This window comes from Staphylococcus massiliensis (assembly GCF_043186315.1).
GTDB classification, from domain to species: Bacteria; Bacillota; Bacilli; order Staphylococcales; family Staphylococcaceae; genus Staphylococcus; species Staphylococcus massiliensis.
This window is the reverse complement of record NZ_CP171119.1, coordinates 1934807-1952872: the sequence shown is the minus strand read 5'-3', so window position 1 is coordinate 1952872 and position 18066 is coordinate 1934807. Positions and strand designations below refer to the sequence as shown.

General features: G+C 36.7%; 14 protein-coding genes. All 14 read left to right on the top strand.

What is annotated here, in order from left to right; translation table 11 throughout:
* The first annotated feature begins 86 nt into the window (after positions 1-86).
* Positions 87-980 (top strand): tyrosine recombinase XerC, encoded by an 894-nt coding sequence (gene xerC / locus ACF3N8_RS09435; RefSeq protein WP_238101794.1) that lies wholly within the window; start codon positions 87-89, stop codon positions 978-980.
* Positions 980-1522 (top strand): ATP-dependent protease subunit HslV, encoded by a 543-nt coding sequence (gene hslV / locus ACF3N8_RS09430; protein ID WP_009381722.1) that lies wholly within the window; start codon positions 980-982, stop codon positions 1520-1522. Before xerC ends, hslV begins: the two co-directional genes overlap by 1 nt.
* A gap of 15 nt (positions 1523-1537) precedes the next feature.
* Positions 1538-2941, top strand: a complete 1404-nt coding sequence (gene hslU, locus ACF3N8_RS09425; RefSeq protein WP_238100716.1) for an ATP-dependent protease ATPase subunit HslU — start codon at positions 1538-1540, stop codon at positions 2939-2941.
* A gap of 24 nt (positions 2942-2965) precedes the next feature.
* Positions 2966-3739 carry a GTP-sensing pleiotropic transcriptional regulator CodY gene (codY, locus tag ACF3N8_RS09420; RefSeq protein WP_238100715.1) on the top strand — a complete coding sequence of 258 codons (774 nt, stop codon included), beginning with the start codon at positions 2966-2968 and terminating at the stop codon, positions 3737-3739.
* 161 nt (positions 3740-3900) lie between these two features.
* A complete protein-coding gene (gene rpsB, locus ACF3N8_RS09415; RefSeq protein ID WP_009381728.1) occupies positions 3901-4686 on the top strand; it encodes a 30S ribosomal protein S2 in 786 nt (261 codons plus the stop codon).
* 85 nt (positions 4687-4771) lie between these two features.
* Positions 4772-5653 (top strand): translation elongation factor Ts, encoded by an 882-nt coding sequence (gene tsf, locus ACF3N8_RS09410; RefSeq protein ID WP_009381729.1) that lies wholly within the window; start codon positions 4772-4774, stop codon positions 5651-5653.
* Between the two features lie 160 nt (positions 5654-5813).
* Positions 5814-6536, top strand: coding sequence for a UMP kinase (gene pyrH / locus ACF3N8_RS09405; protein ID WP_009381731.1), 723 nt, complete (start codon positions 5814-5816; stop codon positions 6534-6536).
* A 15-nt stretch (positions 6537-6551) separates the two neighbouring features.
* Positions 6552-7106: a ribosome recycling factor gene (gene frr / locus ACF3N8_RS09400; protein ID WP_009381732.1), complete on the top strand. Its 555-nt coding sequence runs from the start codon at positions 6552-6554 to the stop codon at positions 7104-7106.
* Between the two features lie 153 nt (positions 7107-7259).
* Positions 7260-8018 carry an isoprenyl transferase gene (locus ACF3N8_RS09395; protein WP_009381734.1) on the top strand — a complete coding sequence of 253 codons (759 nt, stop codon included), beginning with the start codon at positions 7260-7262 and terminating at the stop codon, positions 8016-8018.
* Between the two features lie 15 nt (positions 8019-8033).
* Positions 8034-8816 carry a phosphatidate cytidylyltransferase gene (locus ACF3N8_RS09390; protein WP_009381736.1) on the top strand — a complete coding sequence of 261 codons (783 nt, stop codon included), beginning with the start codon at positions 8034-8036 and terminating at the stop codon, positions 8814-8816.
* Between the two features lie 14 nt (positions 8817-8830).
* The gene (locus ACF3N8_RS09385) at positions 8831-9961 is read left to right on the top strand and encodes a 1-deoxy-D-xylulose-5-phosphate reductoisomerase (protein WP_009381738.1); all 1131 of its coding nucleotides are present in this window, start codon (positions 8831-8833) and stop codon (positions 9959-9961) included.
* A gap of 28 nt (positions 9962-9989) precedes the next feature.
* Positions 9990-11246 carry an RIP metalloprotease RseP gene (gene rseP / locus ACF3N8_RS09380; protein WP_238100743.1) on the top strand — a complete coding sequence of 419 codons (1257 nt, stop codon included), beginning with the start codon at positions 9990-9992 and terminating at the stop codon, positions 11244-11246.
* Positions 11247-11264: 18 nt separating this feature from the next.
* The gene (locus ACF3N8_RS09375) at positions 11265-12968 is read left to right on the top strand and encodes a proline--tRNA ligase (protein WP_392449852.1); all 1704 of its coding nucleotides are present in this window, start codon (positions 11265-11267) and stop codon (positions 12966-12968) included.
* A 670-nt stretch (positions 12969-13638) separates the two neighbouring features.
* Positions 13639-17955: a PolC-type DNA polymerase III gene (locus tag ACF3N8_RS09370; protein ID WP_392449851.1), complete on the top strand. Its 4317-nt coding sequence runs from the start codon at positions 13639-13641 to the stop codon at positions 17953-17955.
* Positions 17956-18066 lie beyond the last annotated feature (111 nt).

Genomic DNA, 18066 nt, shown 5'->3' with positions numbered 1-18066 from the left:
CTAATATATTTTTAACGTTTTATTTGTTTTTATATGCGAACCCTTACATGATTATGCTACAATGCTAATGATGGAGGGGTTTTTTGTTGAATAAAATCCAAGAAGAATTTTTATATATGTTACATGCGGAAAAAATGTTTTCCTCACATACACTACATGCTTATCAAGATGATCTCATCCAGTTCAATCGATTTCTAGAACAAGAAAGCTTGAATTTAGAAGATTTTGAGTATCGAGACGCTCGTAACTATTTAGCGTATCTTTATGATAATGGTTTAACGCGTACGACTGTTTCGAGAAAAATTTCGACGTTACGTTCATTTTATACGTACTGGATGGCTAATGACCAAGAGGTGAACAATCCTTTTATTCAGCTTGTTCATCCAAAAAAATCGAAACGATTACCTAATTTCTTTTACGATGAGGAAATCGACACGATGTTTGATACGGTTAAGCAAGATACTAAAAAGGGGCTACGCGACCGTGTTATCTTGGAGTTGTTATATGCTACTGGAATTCGGGTATCTGAATTAGTACATATGAAACGTGAAGATATCGATTTATCGCTTTCACTTATCAAAATACTAGGTAAAGGTAATAAGGAGCGCATTGTTCCTTTCGGGGAATTTTGTCGCCAAAGTCTGATTGAATATTTCGAATTGTTTAAGCCAATTCAACATGTATCTCACGATTATGTACTAGTAAATATGAAAGGTGAGCCTATTACCGAGCGTGGTGTGCGATATGTGCTAAATGATGTCGTTAAGCGAACAGCTGGTGTTAATAAAATTCACCCACATAAACTTCGCCACACATTCGCAACTCACATGCTTAACCGAGGCGCTGATTTGAGAACAGTCCAGTCTTTATTAGGTCACGTGAATTTATCTACGACGGGACGCTATACGCATGTAACGAATAGTCAATTACGTAATGTATATTTAAATGCGCATCCACGTGCAAAAAAGGAGAATGATTAATGAAACCTTCAATTCATGCAACAACAATATTTGCGGTTAGACATAATGGTCACGCTGCGATGGCAGGTGATGGACAAGTTACGCTAGGCGAACAAGTCATCATGAAGCAAACAGCACGTAAGGTTCGACGCCTTTATAACAGCCAAGTACTTGCAGGATTTGCAGGTAGCGTAGCTGATGCGTTTACTTTATTCGAAATGTTTGAGACTAAACTTCAAGAATATAGTGGCAATTTAGAACGTGCAGCCGTAGAACTTGCTAAAGAATGGCGCGGTGATAAACAACTGAGACAACTTGAAGCAATGTTAATCGTTATGAATAAAGATGCAATCTTACTCGTTAGCGGTACTGGTGAAGTGATTGCGCCAGATGATGACTTAATCGCCATTGGTTCTGGTGGTAACTATGCATTAAGTGCTGGCCGAGCGCTCAAACAACATGCTACAGATATGAGCGCTCATGATATGGCACACGCGAGTTTGAAAGTTGCTTCTGAAATCTGCGTGTTCACGAATGACCAAATTATAGTTGAAGACTTGTAATAAAGGAGTGTCCTAATGATACAAAACAAAGTTAAATTAACACCTAAAGATATTGTTGAAAAATTAAATGAGTACATCGTTGGTCAAGATGATGCGAAACGTAAGGTCGCTATTGCACTGCGCAACCGTTATCGTCGTAGCTTATTAGATGATGAAATTAAACAAGAGATTGCTCCAAAGAATATCCTGATGATGGGACCTACAGGCGTAGGTAAAACTGAAATTGCACGTCGCATGGCTAAGATCGTTGGCGCGCCTTTTGTTAAAGTGGAAGCTACAAAATTTACTGAAGTTGGTTATGTCGGACGCGATGTCGAAAGCATGGTGCGTGACTTAGTAGATGGTGCGGTTCGATTAGTAAAAGAAGAGAAGAAAAACGACGTTCATGATGAGGCTATCGAAAAGGCGAACGATAAACTCGTTAAATTACTTGTACCGAGTATGAAAAAGAAAAAAGAACAAAGTAATAACCCACTTGAGAATATGTTTGGAATGTCTATGCCTAACTTTGGGCCTAACCAAGATGAAGATGAAGAACCTCCTACAGAAGATATCAAAACGAAACGTTCTGAAATTAAACAACAATTATTAAACGGTCAGCTTGAAAATGAGAAAGTTAAAATCAAAGTTGAACAAGATCCGGGTTCAATGGGCATGCTTGGTATGAACCAGAACCAACAAATGCAAGACATGATGAATCAATTAATGCCTAAAAAGAAAGTCGAACGTGAAGTTAAAGTTAAAACTGCACGTAAAATCTTAGCTAACGATATCGCTGATGAATTGATTGATCAAGAAACAGCAAACCAAGAAGCGTTAGAATTAGCTGAACAAATGGGTATTATATTTATAGATGAGATTGATAAAGTTGCAACCAACAATCAGTCCAATGGACAAGACGTTTCAAGACAAGGTGTACAGCGAGATATACTCCCAATCCTTGAAGGTAGCGTTGTTCAGACAAAATATGGTACTGTAAGTACGGAACATATGCTTTTCATTGGTGCTGGTGCTTTCCATGTATCTAAACCAAGTGATTTAATACCAGAATTACAAGGTCGTTTCCCAATTCGTGTTGAACTTGAAAGTTTAACAACTGAAGACTTTGTAAGAATCTTAAAAGAGCCTAAGCTTTCATTAGTTAAACAGTATGAACTACTTCTTAATACTGAAGACGTAACTGTTAACTTTACTGATGAAGCGATTGAGCGACTTGCTGAGATGGCATATCAAGTTAACCAAGATACGGATAATATTGGTGCGCGTCGCTTGCATACCATTCTTGAGAAAATGCTTGAAGACTTATCATTTGAAGCACCAAATATGCCTAATGCAGTGGTAGATATTACACCACAATATGTCGACGAAAAACTAAAAACAATTTCAACTAACAAAGATTTAAGCGCATTTATTTTATAAATATCATAAAAAAGGAGAAGAATCATGAGCTTATTAGCGAAAACTAGAGAACTCAATACACTATTACAAAAACATAAAGGTATTGCTGTTGACTTTAAAGATGTTGCACAAACAATCAGCCAAGTTTCAGTTTCTAATGTATTTATAGTTTCACGCAGAGGTAAAATTCTAGGTTCAAACTTAAACGAGCTACTTAAAAATGACCGTATCATTCGCATGTTAGACGATCGTCATATTCCTGTAGAGTACACTGAAAAATTAATGCACGTTTCTCAAACGACATCAAATATTGATATTGAAGATGAATTATCAGTATTCCCATTAGAAAGTCGTGATTTATTCGAAGAAAGCCAAACGACGATTTTCCCTATTTTAGGTGGTGGAGAACGTTTAGGTACATTAGTACTAGGTCGTGTAAGTGAAGACTTTGACGATAACGACTTAGTTCTAGGTGAATATGCTGCAACTGTAATCGGCATGGAAATCTTACGTGAAAAGCATAAAGAAGTTGAAGAAGAAGCACGTGATAAAGCAGCGATTACAATGGCTATTAATTCACTTTCTTATTCAGAAAAAGAAGCAATTGATCATATCTTTGAAGAATTAGGTGGCAACGAAGGTTTACTTATCGCTTCTAAAGTAGCAGACCGTGTTGGTATTACACGTTCAGTGATCGTTAACGCACTTAGAAAACTTGAAAGTGCAGGCGTTATTGAATCAAGATCACTTGGTATGAAGGGTACATTTATTAAAGTTAAGAAAAACCAATTCTTAGATGAATTAAGTCAATCTAAATAAGCAATAAATGACTGTTGATTTTTCTACTTGTATATGATATATTTATTTGCGGCTATTAAGCTAAACACACACACGTAAAACCAAAGTATAAAAGGTGCGATGTTAATAAATCGTCTTTATATGAGTTTTATGTGGAGGAAAAAACCAAGGAGGAATTATACATGGCAGTAATTTCAATGAAACAATTACTAGAAGCAGGTGTTCACTTCGGTCATCAAACACGCCGTTGGAACCCAAAAATGAAAAAATACATCTTCACAGAAAGAAATGGTATCTATATCATCGACCTTCAAAAAACTGTGAAGAAAGTTGAGGAATCATACAACTTCCTTAAACAATTATCAGAAGATGGCGGTAAAGTACTATTCGTTGGTACTAAAAAACAAGCACAAGACTCAGTTAAAGCTGAAGCAGAACGTGCTGGCCAATTCTACGTTAACCAAAGATGGTTAGGCGGAATCTTAACAAACTTCAAAACAATTTCTAAACGTGTTAAACGTATCTCTGAAATTGAAAAAATGGAAGAAGACGGTACTTTCGAAGTACTTCCTAAAAAAGAAGTAGTTGAACTTAAAAAAGAATACGATCGCTTAATCAAATTCTTAGGCGGTATTCGTGATATGAAATCAATGCCTCAAGCATTATTCGTAGTTGACCCTCGTAAAGAGCGTAATGCTATTGCGGAAGCTCGTAAATTACGTATTCCAATCGTAGGTATTGTTGATACTAACTGTGATCCAGATGAAATCGATTATGTGATCCCAGCAAACGACGATGCTATTCGTGCCGTTAAATTATTAACTGGTAAAATGGCAGATGCTATCTTAGAAGGTCAACAAGGTGTTTCTAACGAAGAAGTTGCGGCTGAGCAAAACATCAACCTTGATGAAGAGGCTAAATCAGAGTCTGAATCATCAGAAGAAAACACATCTGTTGAATCAAACTAAGTATACTCTTAAAATGGGTGATAAGATAATAAGCTTATCACCTTTTTTTAAAATATATTAACAAGAACATATTGGAGGAATTAAAATGGCAATTTCAGCTAAACTTGTAAAAGAATTACGTGAAAAAACTGGCGCAGGAATGATGGATTGTAAAAAAGCGCTAACTGAAACTGATGGAGATATTGATAAAGCAATTGATTACCTTCGTGAAAAAGGTATTTCAAAAGCAGCTAAAAAAGCTGACCGTATCGCTGCAGAAGGTATTACTCACGTTGAAACTAAAGGAAATGAAGCAGTAGTAGTTGAAGTTAACTCTGAAACTGACTTCGTTGCTCGTAATGAAGGTTTCCAAGGTCTAGTAAAAGAAATTGCTAACCAAATTCTTGCTACTAAACCAGCATCTGTTGAAGAATTATTAGAAACTAAATTTGAAAATGGTCAAACTGTTTCTGATCGTATGACAGAAGAAGTTGCTACAATCGGTGAAAAATTAAGCATACGTCGTTTCGCTGTAAGAACTAAAAATGATGATGACGCATTTGGTGCTTACTTACACATGGGTGGACGTATCGCTGCATTAACTGTAGTTGAAGGTTCTAACGATGAAGAAGCTGCTAAAGACGTAGCTATGCACGTTGCAGCTATCAACCCTAAATACGTTTCATCTGAAGATGTAAACCAAGAAGAATTAGATCACGAAAAAGAAGTATTAAAACAACAAGCACTTAACGAAGGTAAACCAGAAAACATCGTTGAAAAAATGGTTGAAGGTCGTTTACGTAAATACTTACAAGAAATCTGTGCTGTTGATCAAGACTTCGTTAAAGACCCAGATCAAACAGTTGAAGCTTTCTTAAAATCTAAAGGCGGTAAACTTGTTGACTTCGTACGTTACGAAGTTGGTGAAGGTTTAGAAAAACGTGATGAAAACTTCGCTGATGAAGTTAAAGGCCAAATGAATAAATAAAGCACAATCAACAGTTAAGAAGGCACCTTTTGTGTTTTCCTTATAGCTTAAAGCTTTATGAATATGTTATTATTTAGTAAAGTTAAAGCTTTTAGGAAGACCTATTGTGTCTTCTTTAATTGTATATTGTACATATCCTGATTATAGAGAGGAAATGACTATGACTGAATCTTCTAATTATAAACGTGTAGTTTTGAAACTTAGCGGAGAAGCATTAGCTGGCGATAAAGGATTTGGTATTAATCCAATGATTATCAAAAGCATTGCACAACAAGTAGCAGAAGTATCTAAAATGGACTGTGAAATTGCAGTTATCGTTGGTGGCGGTAATATCTGGAGAGGTAAAACAGGTAGCGATCTAGGTATGGACCGTGGTACTGCTGACTATATGGGTATGCTTGCAACAGTGATGAACGCATTAGCATTACAAGATAGCTTAGAGCAACTAGATTGTGATACACGCGTTCTAACTTCAATTGAAATGAAGCAAGTAGCTGAACCATACATCCGCCGTCGTGCTATCAGACATTTAGAGAAGAAACGCGTTGTAATCTTCGCTGCAGGTATCGGTAATCCATACTTCTCTACTGATACAACAGCTGCATTACGTGCTGCTGAAGTAGAAGCAGACGTTATCTTAATGGGTAAAAACAATGTAGATGGTGTTTACTCTGCAGATCCTAAGACAAATAGCGATGCTAAGAAATATGACCACTTAACTCACATTCAAATGTTACAAGAAGGCTTACAAGTTATGGATTCTACTGCTTCATCATTCTGTATGGACAATAATATTCCATTAACAGTCTTCTCAATTATGGAAGAAGGTAACATTAAACGTGCTGTTATGGGTGAGAAAATTGGTACATTAATTACAAAATAATTTGAGGTGAAAGAAATGGCTGACATCATTGCAGATGCTAAGACAAGAATGAAAAAATCGATCGATAGTTTATCACGTGAACTTGCAAACATTAGTGCAGGTCGTGCTAACTCTAACTTATTAAACGGTGTTAACGTTGACTATTACGGTGCGCCAACTCCAGTTCAACAATTAGCAAGTATTAACGTTCCAGAAGCACGTTTACTTGTACTATCTCCATATGATAAGTCATCTTTAGATGATATTGTGCGTGCGATTAACGCAGCGAACTTAGGTGTAAATCCTTCAAGCGATGGCGAAGTAATCCGTATCACGGTACCAGCATTAACTGAAGAACGTCGTAAAGAAATCTTCAAAGAAGTTAAGAAGCTTGGTGAAAATGGTAAAGTTTCTATCCGTAACATCCGTCGTGATGCGAACGATGCGCTTAAGAAAGAAGAAAAGAACGGTGAGATTTCTGAAGACGAATTAAGAAGTCAAACAGATGAAGTTCAAAAGATTACAGATGCGTCTATCAAAGACATCGACACATTAGTTGATGATAAAGAGAAAGACGTTATGGCTGTATAATATATAAACATTTAAGAACTGTGCCAAATACAACTTTGGTACAGTTTTTTTGTTTGTTTATTCAACCAAGCCGTTCTGTGTGATAAAATGGTAGATAATTGCATGAAAAACCTATTATAATACAGAGACATAGTCAGGCGCGGAGGATAGACCATGTTTAATAAGTTTAAAAATAAAAAAGATACAGATAAACAGAATATAGAATTAGATTTACATAATATTCCAGAACATATCGCTATAATTATGGATGGTAATGGTAGATGGGCTAAAAATCGCAAACTAGCGCGTATTAAAGGACATTATGAAGGTATGCAAACGATTAAGAGAATTACACGCGAAGCAAGTAATATTGGAGTAAAATATTTAACGTTATATGCCTTTTCAACGGAGAATTGGTCAAGACCTGAAAAAGAAGTTAAATATATTATGAGTTTACCGATAGATTTCTTATCTACATTCTTACCAGAACTTATTGAAAAAGACGTAAAGGTTGAGACAGTTGGTTTTGTTGATCAATTGCCTGAAAAGACACGTGAAGCAATTGAAACTGCAAAAGCACGTACGAAGGATAACCAAGGTTTACGTCTTATTTTTGCGATTAACTATGGTGGACGTGCAGAAATTATCCATAGCGTGAAATCACTTTATCATGAGTTACAAAATAGTGAGCAGTCTATCGATGATTTAACTGAAGCACAATTCTCTTCTCATCTTATGACTAAACATTACCCAGATCCTGAATTATTAATTCGTACATCTGGAGAACAACGTATTAGTAATTTCTTAATTTGGCAACTTTCATATAGTGAATTTATTTTCAATTCAAAGCTATGGCCAGATTTCGATGCAGATGATCTAAAAGAATGTATAAAAATATATCAATCCCGTCAAAGACGATTTGGAGGATTGTAAGTTAAGGAGCTTATTATGAAAGTAAGAACTATTACGACGATAATAGCATTACTCGTCTTTTTACCGTTTGTACTTTACGGTGGTACGCCTTTAATTGCGTTTTCATATTTACTTGCTATCATCGCTTTAAAAGAGCTTTTGAATATGAACCAAATCAAAATTTTATCCATCCCTGGATTAATCAGTACTTTGGCACTATTGATTATCATGTTCCCACAAAACGCTGGATCATGGGTCGGTGTCTACCAATTAAAAACGCTTACGATTCTAAGTTTCGTATTTTTAAGCTATACGGTTATGTCTAAAAACCGTTTTAGTTTTATGGATGCGGCATTTTGTCTTATGAGTATTGCTTATGTTGGAATCGGCTTCATGTACTTCTACGAAACAAGAACAGCTGGTTTACAATTTATTTTACTTGCTTTATGTACGGTTTGGTTGACAGATACGGGTGCGTATATATTCGGTAAAATGATTGGTAAACACAAGTTATGGCCGGTCATTAGTCCAAATAAGACAATAGAAGGTTTTATTGGTGGGATATTCTGTAGTTTATTAGTACCACTTTTACTAAGCCTCGTTGTTGATTTCCATTACCCGATGTGGTTATTGTTAATTAGTACTGTTATTTTTAGTATGTTTGGTCAATTAGGTGACCTTGTAGAATCTGGATTTAAACGTCACTTTGGTGTGAAAGATTCGGGTCGTCTATTACCAGGTCATGGTGGTATTTTAGATCGATTTGATAGTTTCATGTTCGTTTTACCACTTATGAATATTTTATTAATCCAAAACTAAGGTGAATTAAATTTATGAAAAATATAGCGATACTAGGTGCTTCAGGTTCTATTGGAGCACAAGCTTTAGACGTGATTAAAAATCACCCAGATGAATTTAAATTAGTCGCATTTTCAGTAGGAGAAAATATTGAACTTGCAAAACAGGTTATTGAAGAACATAACCCTGAATTAGTTTCAGTTAAGTTAAGTGAAGATAAAGCAGCGTTATCTGCGTATGATATAAAAGTTGTTTCAGGACAACAAGGGTTAATTGAAGTTGCGACATTCCATAAATCGGATGTCGTATTGAATTCTTTACTTGGAAGTGTAGGCTTAAGACCAACCATCCAAGCGATTGAAGCTAAGAAAGATATTGCTTTAGCAAACAAGGAAACACTTGTTGTTGCTGGCGAAATTGTGATGCAGCATGCCAAAGCGAACAACGTAGCAGTTCTACCAGTTGATTCAGAGCATGCTGCGATTTTTCAATGTTTAAATGGGGAAGACCCTAAGAAAATAAAGAAAGTCGTAATTACTGCTAGTGGCGGTTCTTTTAGAGATTTATCTCGAGACGAACTTAAAGATGTTACTGTGGAAGATGCACTGAATCACCCTAACTGGTCTATGGGTCACAAAATTACAATAGACTCAGCTACTATGATGAATAAAGGGTTTGAAGTTATAGAAGCGAAATGGCTTTTCGATTTAGATATTGATCAAATTGAGACTATCCTACATAAAGAGAGTATTATTCATTCGATGGTAGAATTTGAAGATACAAGTGTGATGGCTCAGCTTGGTACGCCTGATATGCGAATGCCGATTCAGTACGCATTCACGTATCCAGAACGTATCAAGCATGATGCACCATCATTAAATTTAGCAGACATTCAAAAACTTCATTTTAATGAAATGGATTTAGAACGTTATCGTTGCTTAAAATACGCATATGATGCGATTAAAGTCGGTGGTACGATGCCAGTTGTATTAAATGCCGTGAACGAAGTAGCAGTTGCTAAATTTTTAAAAGGTGAGATTTCATTTTTAGATATTGAGCATTTAATTGAAAAAGAAATGTCCGAACACGACGTTAAATTAAATCCAACACTTGAAGACATTTTAGAAGTCGATCAGTATTATAAATCTAAGAATTACGAGGTGTAAATCAGTGTTAATTACAATTATTGCATTCATGTGTGTATTTGGTCTTTTAGTATTTGTGCATGAATTTGGGCATATGTATTTTGCTAAAAAAGCAGGTATTATGTGTCCTGAATTTGCAATCGGGATGGGTCCTAAAATTTATCACTTTCGTAAAGGTGAAACATTATATACGATTCGTCTTTTACCTGTAGGTGGTTATGTACGTATGGCTGGTGATGGTTTAGAAGAACCACCCGTGCAACCAGGTATGAACATTAAAGTTAAACTTAATGATAAAGATGAGATCACACATATTCTCTTAGATGATCAACATAAGTTCCAACAAATTGAATCTATGGAAGTTAAGAAATGTGATTTCAAATCCGACTTGTTCGCTGAAGGTATCATGGGCTTTGATGAAGAACGTCATCGTTATAAAATTGCAGACAAAGCTTACTTTGTTGAAAATGGTAGCCTTATCCAAATTGCACCTAAGCACCGTCAACTTACTTATAAGAAGCCTTACCAAAAGTTTTTAACACTTTTCGCAGGCCCATTATTCAACTTCATTTTAGCTGGTATCTTGTTCATCGGACTTGCTTATTTCCAAGGGGTTCCAAGTAATGTCGTTAAAGATATTGAAAAGGACTTTCCAGCTGAGAAGATCGGCCTTCAAAAAGGTGATGAGATCACCAAAATTAACGATCATAAAATTGACTCACAGCAAGACGTTAAAGATGCTTTAGATCAATCTAAAGGTGAATCGTCTAAGTTAACATATGAACGTGATGGCAAAGAGAAAACTGCAACGTTTACACCTAAGAAGGTCAAACAAAAGGTAAGTAAAACACGAACAGTAGAGTCGTATTTACTTGGTTTCACACCTGAAATGAAACATTCTATATTTGAGCCATTTATATATGGTATTGAACGTACCTTTAAAGCAGGTACATACATCTTTACAGCAGTTGTCGGTATGATTGCGAGTATCTTCACTGGTGGTTTCTCATTCGACATGCTTAATGGACCAGTTGGTATTTATAAAAACGTTGATACTGTAGTTAAAACGGGTATTATTAACTTAATCGGTTGGACTGCTTTATTAAGTGTTAACCTAGGTATCATGAACTTACTACCAATTCCTGCATTAGATGGTGGTAGAATCTTATTTGTCATTTACGAAGCGATATTTAGAAAGCCAGTTAATAAAAAAGCTGAGACATATATCATCGGTGCTGGTGCGATATTCGTTATTGTTATAATGATTTTAGTAACATGGAATGATTTACAACGTTACTTTTTATAAAAAGGAGGAGTTAGACTTATGAGACAAACTAAAATGTTTATCCCAACACTTAGAGAAGAACCAGCTGAGGCTGAAGCGATAAGTCATAAATTATTATTAAAAGCAGGTTTAATCAAACAAATGACAAGTGGTGTGTATAGCTACTTACCACTTGCAACACGCGTACTTAACAACATTTCACATATCGTACGTGAAGAAATGGAAAATATTGATGCAGTAGAAGTATCAATGCCCGTTATGCAACAAAAAGAATTATGGGAAGAATCTAAGCGTTGGGAAGCTTACGGTCCAGAGTTAATGCGTATGAAAGACCGTCATGGTCGTGAGTTCGCTTTAGGACCTACACATGAAGAGGTTATTACATCATTAGTAAGAGATGAATTAAAGTCTTACAAACGTCTTCCTATTACATTATTCCAAATTCAAACGAAATTTAGAGATGAAAAACGCCCACGCTTTGGATTATTACGTGGCCGAGAGTTCATTATGAAAGACGCATACTCATTCCATAGTGATGAAGCATCTTTAGATGAAACGTATCAAGCGATGTACCAAGCTTATTCAACGATATTTAAGCGAGTAGGTATTAGCGCACGTCCAGTTGTCGCTGACTCAGGCGCTATTGGTGGTAATCATACACACGAATTCATGGCTTTGAGTGATATCGGTGAAGATACGATTGTTTATAGTGAGCATAGTGATTACGCCGCGAATATTGAAAAAGCAGAAGTGGTTTATGAAGCGAATCCGTCAAACGCGTCACCTGAAGCACTTGAAAAGATAGATACACCTTCAGTAAAAACGGTCAAAGATTTATCCAAACATCTTAATATCGGTTTAGACAAAATCGTTAAATCTATGGTCTTTAAAGTTGATGGTGAATATATCATGGTTCTTGTACGAGGTGACCATGAAATCAATGACGTTAAACTTAAAGCGCATTTCGCAACTGATGCAATCGAAATGGCTACACAAGACGATATCTTTAACTTACTTGGTGCTAACCCTGGTTCATTAGGTCCAATTACCGATAAAGACATTACGATTTATGCGGATAACTTTGTTCAAGATATGGCTAACATTGTTGTAGGTGCGAACGAAGATGATTACCATTACATCAATGCGAATTTAGAACGTGACTTTAAGGTTAATGAATTTGGTGATTTCAGATTTATTCTTGAAGGTGAACCTCTTGCGGATGGTTCAGGCGAATCTAAATTCAAAGAAGGTATCGAAGTTGGTCAAGTCTTCAAGCTCGGTACGCGTTATTCAGAAGCAATGAACGCGACATTCCTAAATCAAGATGGCCGTAGTGAGCCTTTAATTATGGGCTGTTATGGTATTGGTGTTTCAAGAACGCTTAGTGCGATTGTTGAACAAAACCATGACGACAATGGTGTTATTTGGCCGAAGTCCGTTACACCGTTTGATGTACACTTAATTACGATTAATCCTAAAAAAGAAGAGCAACAAGTTTTAGGTGACAAGCTTTATACATCTTTATCAACGATCTATGATGTACTTTATGATGACCGTAAAGAACGTGCAGGTGTTAAATTTAATGATGCTGACCTCATTGGTTTACCAGTACGCGTAGTTGTAGGTAAGCGTGCAGATGAACAAATTGTTGAAGTGAAACGCCGTGATAATGGTGAAGGCGATGAAGTTCATATTGATGATTTAACATCGCACTTAACACAGATTTTCCAAGAAATTAAATAAGCATGACCGGTTAAAATTTGTTATACTAAGTTAAACAATTATCAATATTATATACTTAGTATATGATTTTAATAAGTCATGACATATTCAAACTGAGACATTTATGAACGCTAAGTATAGATGTCTCAGCTTTTTTAGCTTTAAAGCTTATAGAAGATGTATTCGGTTGATTAAAGTATTGAAAAAGGTTCTGGGACATATTACTACAATTCTCTTAAACAGCATGCTTTCCTGTAAAGTTCAACTCGAATTTAAAATTCGTTAGTTGAACTTACAAAGAAGCCTGAGCTTCTTTGCTCATAACATTGAAAACCCCGGCTTCCTTAGCTTTAGAATTTGCTTGCGCAAATTTCTTTGCCGGGGCCCCGCCCTCTGAGTCAGCTGTTTTGAGAATCGTATGAAATAAAGCTTAAATGCTCTATTTCAAGACTTATGTACCGGAACCAAATGTACGCAGGTTTTATCAAAAAGTGCTTTTGAAAGGGCTTTTCAAGGGGCGAAATGTGAATTGTGAAACGCGTAAAGTGCACCGTGAAAGGCGTAAAGCATTAAGCCAATACTAACCGATACATCAATTAAGTGAGATTAATAAATTAAAGTATCTTACAACTTATGAAAGTATATAAATTATGACTTAAGCGTTAACTTATACATTAAGGTGGTAACTAACTTGGATATAACTAACCAACAAAAGTTTAAAATATTGGCTGATCAGATAAAAATAGCCAACCAACTTGACGCACAAATAATAGAACAAGGCGAATTAGAACGTGTAGACGTTTCAGTGTCTAATCGATGTTGGACATTTAATATCACGCTACCACATTTTTTATCGCATGAAGACTTCCTTATATTTACGAATGCGCTTGTAACTGAATTTGAAGATATCGCGAAAGTGAACTGGAAATTTAATATCAAGGATCAATCTATTAAAGATGAGCATGCGATTTCTTATTTCCCACATTGTATTGATCAAACTGCTTTATCACCGAAAGTTAAGGGCCAACTGAAGCAAAAGAAACTGATTACATCTGGTAACGTTCTTAAGGTAATGGTTTCGAATGATATTGAACGTAATCACTTTGATAAGGTATGTAATGGCAGTCTTGTAAAAGCCTTTCAAAACTGTGGGTTTGATATTGATAAAGTCATCTTCAAAACGGATGACAGTGATCATGACGATGATTTAGCCTCTCTTGAAGCGCACATTCAAGAAGAAGATGAGAAGAGTGCGCGTGAAGCTTCAGAGAAACTCGAGAAGATGAAGCAAGAGAAGGAGAAACAACAGGATAACAATGATAGCGCGGTTGATAAATGTGAGATTGGTAAACCGATCCAAGTCGAAAATGTGCGTCCGATTGAATCCATTATAGAAGAAGAATTTAAGGTAGCTATCGAAGGTGTTATCTTTGATATCAATATTAAAGAGTTGAAAAGCGGTCGTCACATTATAGAATTAAAGGTTACAGACTACACGGATTCGCTTGTGCTTAAGATGTTCACACGTAAGCGTAAAGATGACTTAGAACATTTCAAAGCATTGAGTGAAGGTAAATGGGTGCGTGCTCAAGGTCGTATTGAAGAAGATATGTTTATCCGTGACCTCGTGATGATGATGTCTGATATCCAAGAAATTAAGAAGACACCGAAACAAGATAAATCTGAAGAGAAACGTGTTGAGTTTCATTTACACTCATCTATGAGTCAAATGGACGGCGTGACACATATAGGTGGTTATGTTGAACAAGCAGCGAAATGGGGGCACAAAGCGATTGCGGTGACGGATCACAATGGTGTGCAGTCGTTTCCAGATGCGCACGCTGCCGCTTCTAAACACGGCATCAAGATGATTTATGGTATGGAAGGTATGCTTGTTGATGACGGCGTGCCGATTGCTTATAAACCGCAAGATATTCCGCTTGAAGACGCAACGTACGTAGTATTTGACGTTGAGACAACTGGTTTATCCAATCAGTACGATAAGATTATTGAGCTTGCGGCTGTGAAAGTGCATAATGGCGAGATTATTGATAAATTCGAGCGATTTAGTAACCCCCATGAAAAGCTCTCTGAGACCATCATCAACTTAACGCACATTACAGATGATATGTTGAAAGACGCGCCTGAAATTGATGAAGTGCTTACTGAATTTAAAGCGTGGGTCGGTGACAGTATCTTTATCGCGCATAACGCTTCATTCGATATGGGCTTTATTGATACAGGTTATGAACGATTAGGATTTGGACCATCTTCAAACGCAGTTATTGATACGCTTGAATTATCACGTACTGTTAATACAGAGTATGGTAAGCATGGTTTGAATTTCTTAGCTAAGAAATATGGCGTTGAACTAACGCAACACCACAGAGCGATTTACGATACAGAAGCAACAGCTTATATCTTCATTAAGATGTTAAAGCAATTAAAAGAACTCAATGTTACGAACCATAATGAGATTAATACAAAATTGTCTAACGAAGATGCGTATAAACGTGCGCGACCAAGCCACGTTACATTAATTGTTCAGAATCAACAAGGTCTTAAGAATTTATTTAAGATTGTAAGTTCGTCATTAGTGACGTATTTCTATCGTACAGCCCGTATTCCAAGATCAGTACTGGACGAATATCGTGAAGGTATCTTAGTTGGTAGTGCGTGTGACGAAGGTGAAGTCTTTACAGCAGTGATGCAGAAAGATCAAAGTTCTGTTGAACGTATCGCGAAGTACTATGACTTTATCGAAATACAACCTCCAGCTTTATATCAAGATTTAATCGACCGTGAACTTATCAGAGATACGAATACGTTGCATGAAATTTATAACAGATTGATTGATGTTGGTAAGAAGAATCACATACCAGTTATTGCGACAGGTAATGTGCATTACTTACACGAACAAGATCATATCGCACGTAAGATTTTAATTGCGTCACAACCAGGTAATCCATTGAACCGTTCAACATTACCTGAAGCGCATTTTAGAACGACAGACGAAATGTTAGATGCCTTTCATTTTCTAGGTGAAGAACAAGCGAAAGAATTCGTAATCGATAATCCGAATGCATTAGCGGATCGCATCGAAGAGGTTGTACCGATTAAAGATAAGCTTTATACACCTAATATGGATGGTGCGAACGAGGAGATTCGTGAACTTAGTTATAACAACGCGAAAGCTTTATATGGTGATGACTTACCTCAAATCGTTATTGACCGTCTTGAAAAGGAACTTGAGAGTATCATTGGTAATGGCTTCGCAGTTATTTATTTAATCTCACAACGTCTTGTTAAAAAGTCCCTTGAAGATGGTTACTTAGTAGGTTCACGTGGTTCGGTTGGATCAAGCTTTGTCGCTACAATGACAGAGATTACAGAAGTTAACCCATTACCACCGCATTATATTTGTCCGACATGTAAGGAAAGTGAATTCTTTAATGATGGTTCTGTTGGTTCAGGATTTGATTTACCAGATAAATGTTGCACGAAATGTGGTACTGAATTGATTAAAGAAGGCCAAGATATTCCGTTCGAAACATTCTTAGGATTTACAGGTAATAAGGTACCCGATATCGACTTGAACTTTAGTGGTGAATATCAACCTGAAGCGCATAACTATACGAAAGTGCTTTTCGGGGAGGATAAAGTATTCAGAGCGGGTACAATCGGTACGGTTGCGGAAAAGACAGCGTTCGGTTTCGTGAAAGGTTATTTAAATGACCAAGGAATTCATAAACGCGGTGCTGAAGTAGACCGACTGGTTAAAGGTTGTACGGGTGTTAAGCGTACGACTGGTCAGCACCCTGGTGGTATTATCGTTGTGCCAGATTATATGGATATTTATGATTTCACGCCGATTCAATATCCAGCCGATGACCAAACGTCAGCTTGGATGACGACGCACTTTGACTTCCATTCGATTCATGATAATGTGTTAAAGCTTGATATACTTGGGCACGATGACCCAACGATGATTCGTATGCTACAAGACTTATCAGGTATAGATCCACAAACGATACCGGTTGATGATAAAGAAACGATGCAAATCTTTAGTAGTCCTGAGAGTTTAGGCGTAACTGAAGAAGATATTCTTTGTAAGACTGGAACGTTTGGTGTACCTGAATTTGGTACAGGGTTCGTACGTCAAATGTTAGAGGACACGAAACCAACGACTTTCTCAGAATTGGTTCAAATTTCTGGGTTGTCACATGGTACTGACGTGTGGTTAGGTAATGCGCAGGAACTTGTGCGCTCAGGTACGTGTGATTTATCAGGTACGATTGGTTGTCGTGATGATATCATGGTTTACTTAATGTACGCAGGGCTTGAACCAGCGCTTGCCTTCCAAATTATGGAGGCCGTGCGTAAAGGTAAAGGCTTGAAAGAAGAATGGGAAGAAACGATGAAGGAAAATGGCGTTCCGGATTGGTATTTAGATTCATGTAAGAAGATTAAGTACATGTTCCCTAAAGCCCATGCCGCAGCTTATGTACTTATGGCCGTACGTATCGCTTATTTCAAAGTACATTATCCACTTTATTACTATGCGTCATACTTTACAGTTCGTGCATCTGACTTTGATTTACTGACGATGATTAAAGATAAAGAAGGTATTAAGAGTACGATTCAAGATATGTACCAACGCTTTATGGAACTTGGTAAGAAAGAGAAAGACGTCTTAACGGTTCTTGAAATTATGAATGAAATGGCGCATCGTGGCTTTCGTATGAAACCGATTGATTTAGAGAAGAGTCAGTCGTTTGAATTTATTATTGAAGGCGATACGCTTATTCCGCCATTTATTGCAGTACCAGGTCTAGGTGAGAATGTTGCGAAACGTATTGTGGAAGCCCGTGAAGAGGGACCTTTCTTATCAAAAGAAGACCTTAATAAAAAAGCAGGTGTTTCTCAAAAAGTCATCGATTATCTCGATGCCCTAGGCTCATTACCTAACATGCCGGATAAAGCACAACTTTCTATATTCGATATGTAAAGTTGTGATATGAAGGCGTTCGTAAAGGTTACATTTGTTAACGCATTGAACCTGTGGTATAATATACTTGCTTAAAAAATATGACTCAGCAGAAAGAGTGGGTTTTGTCCC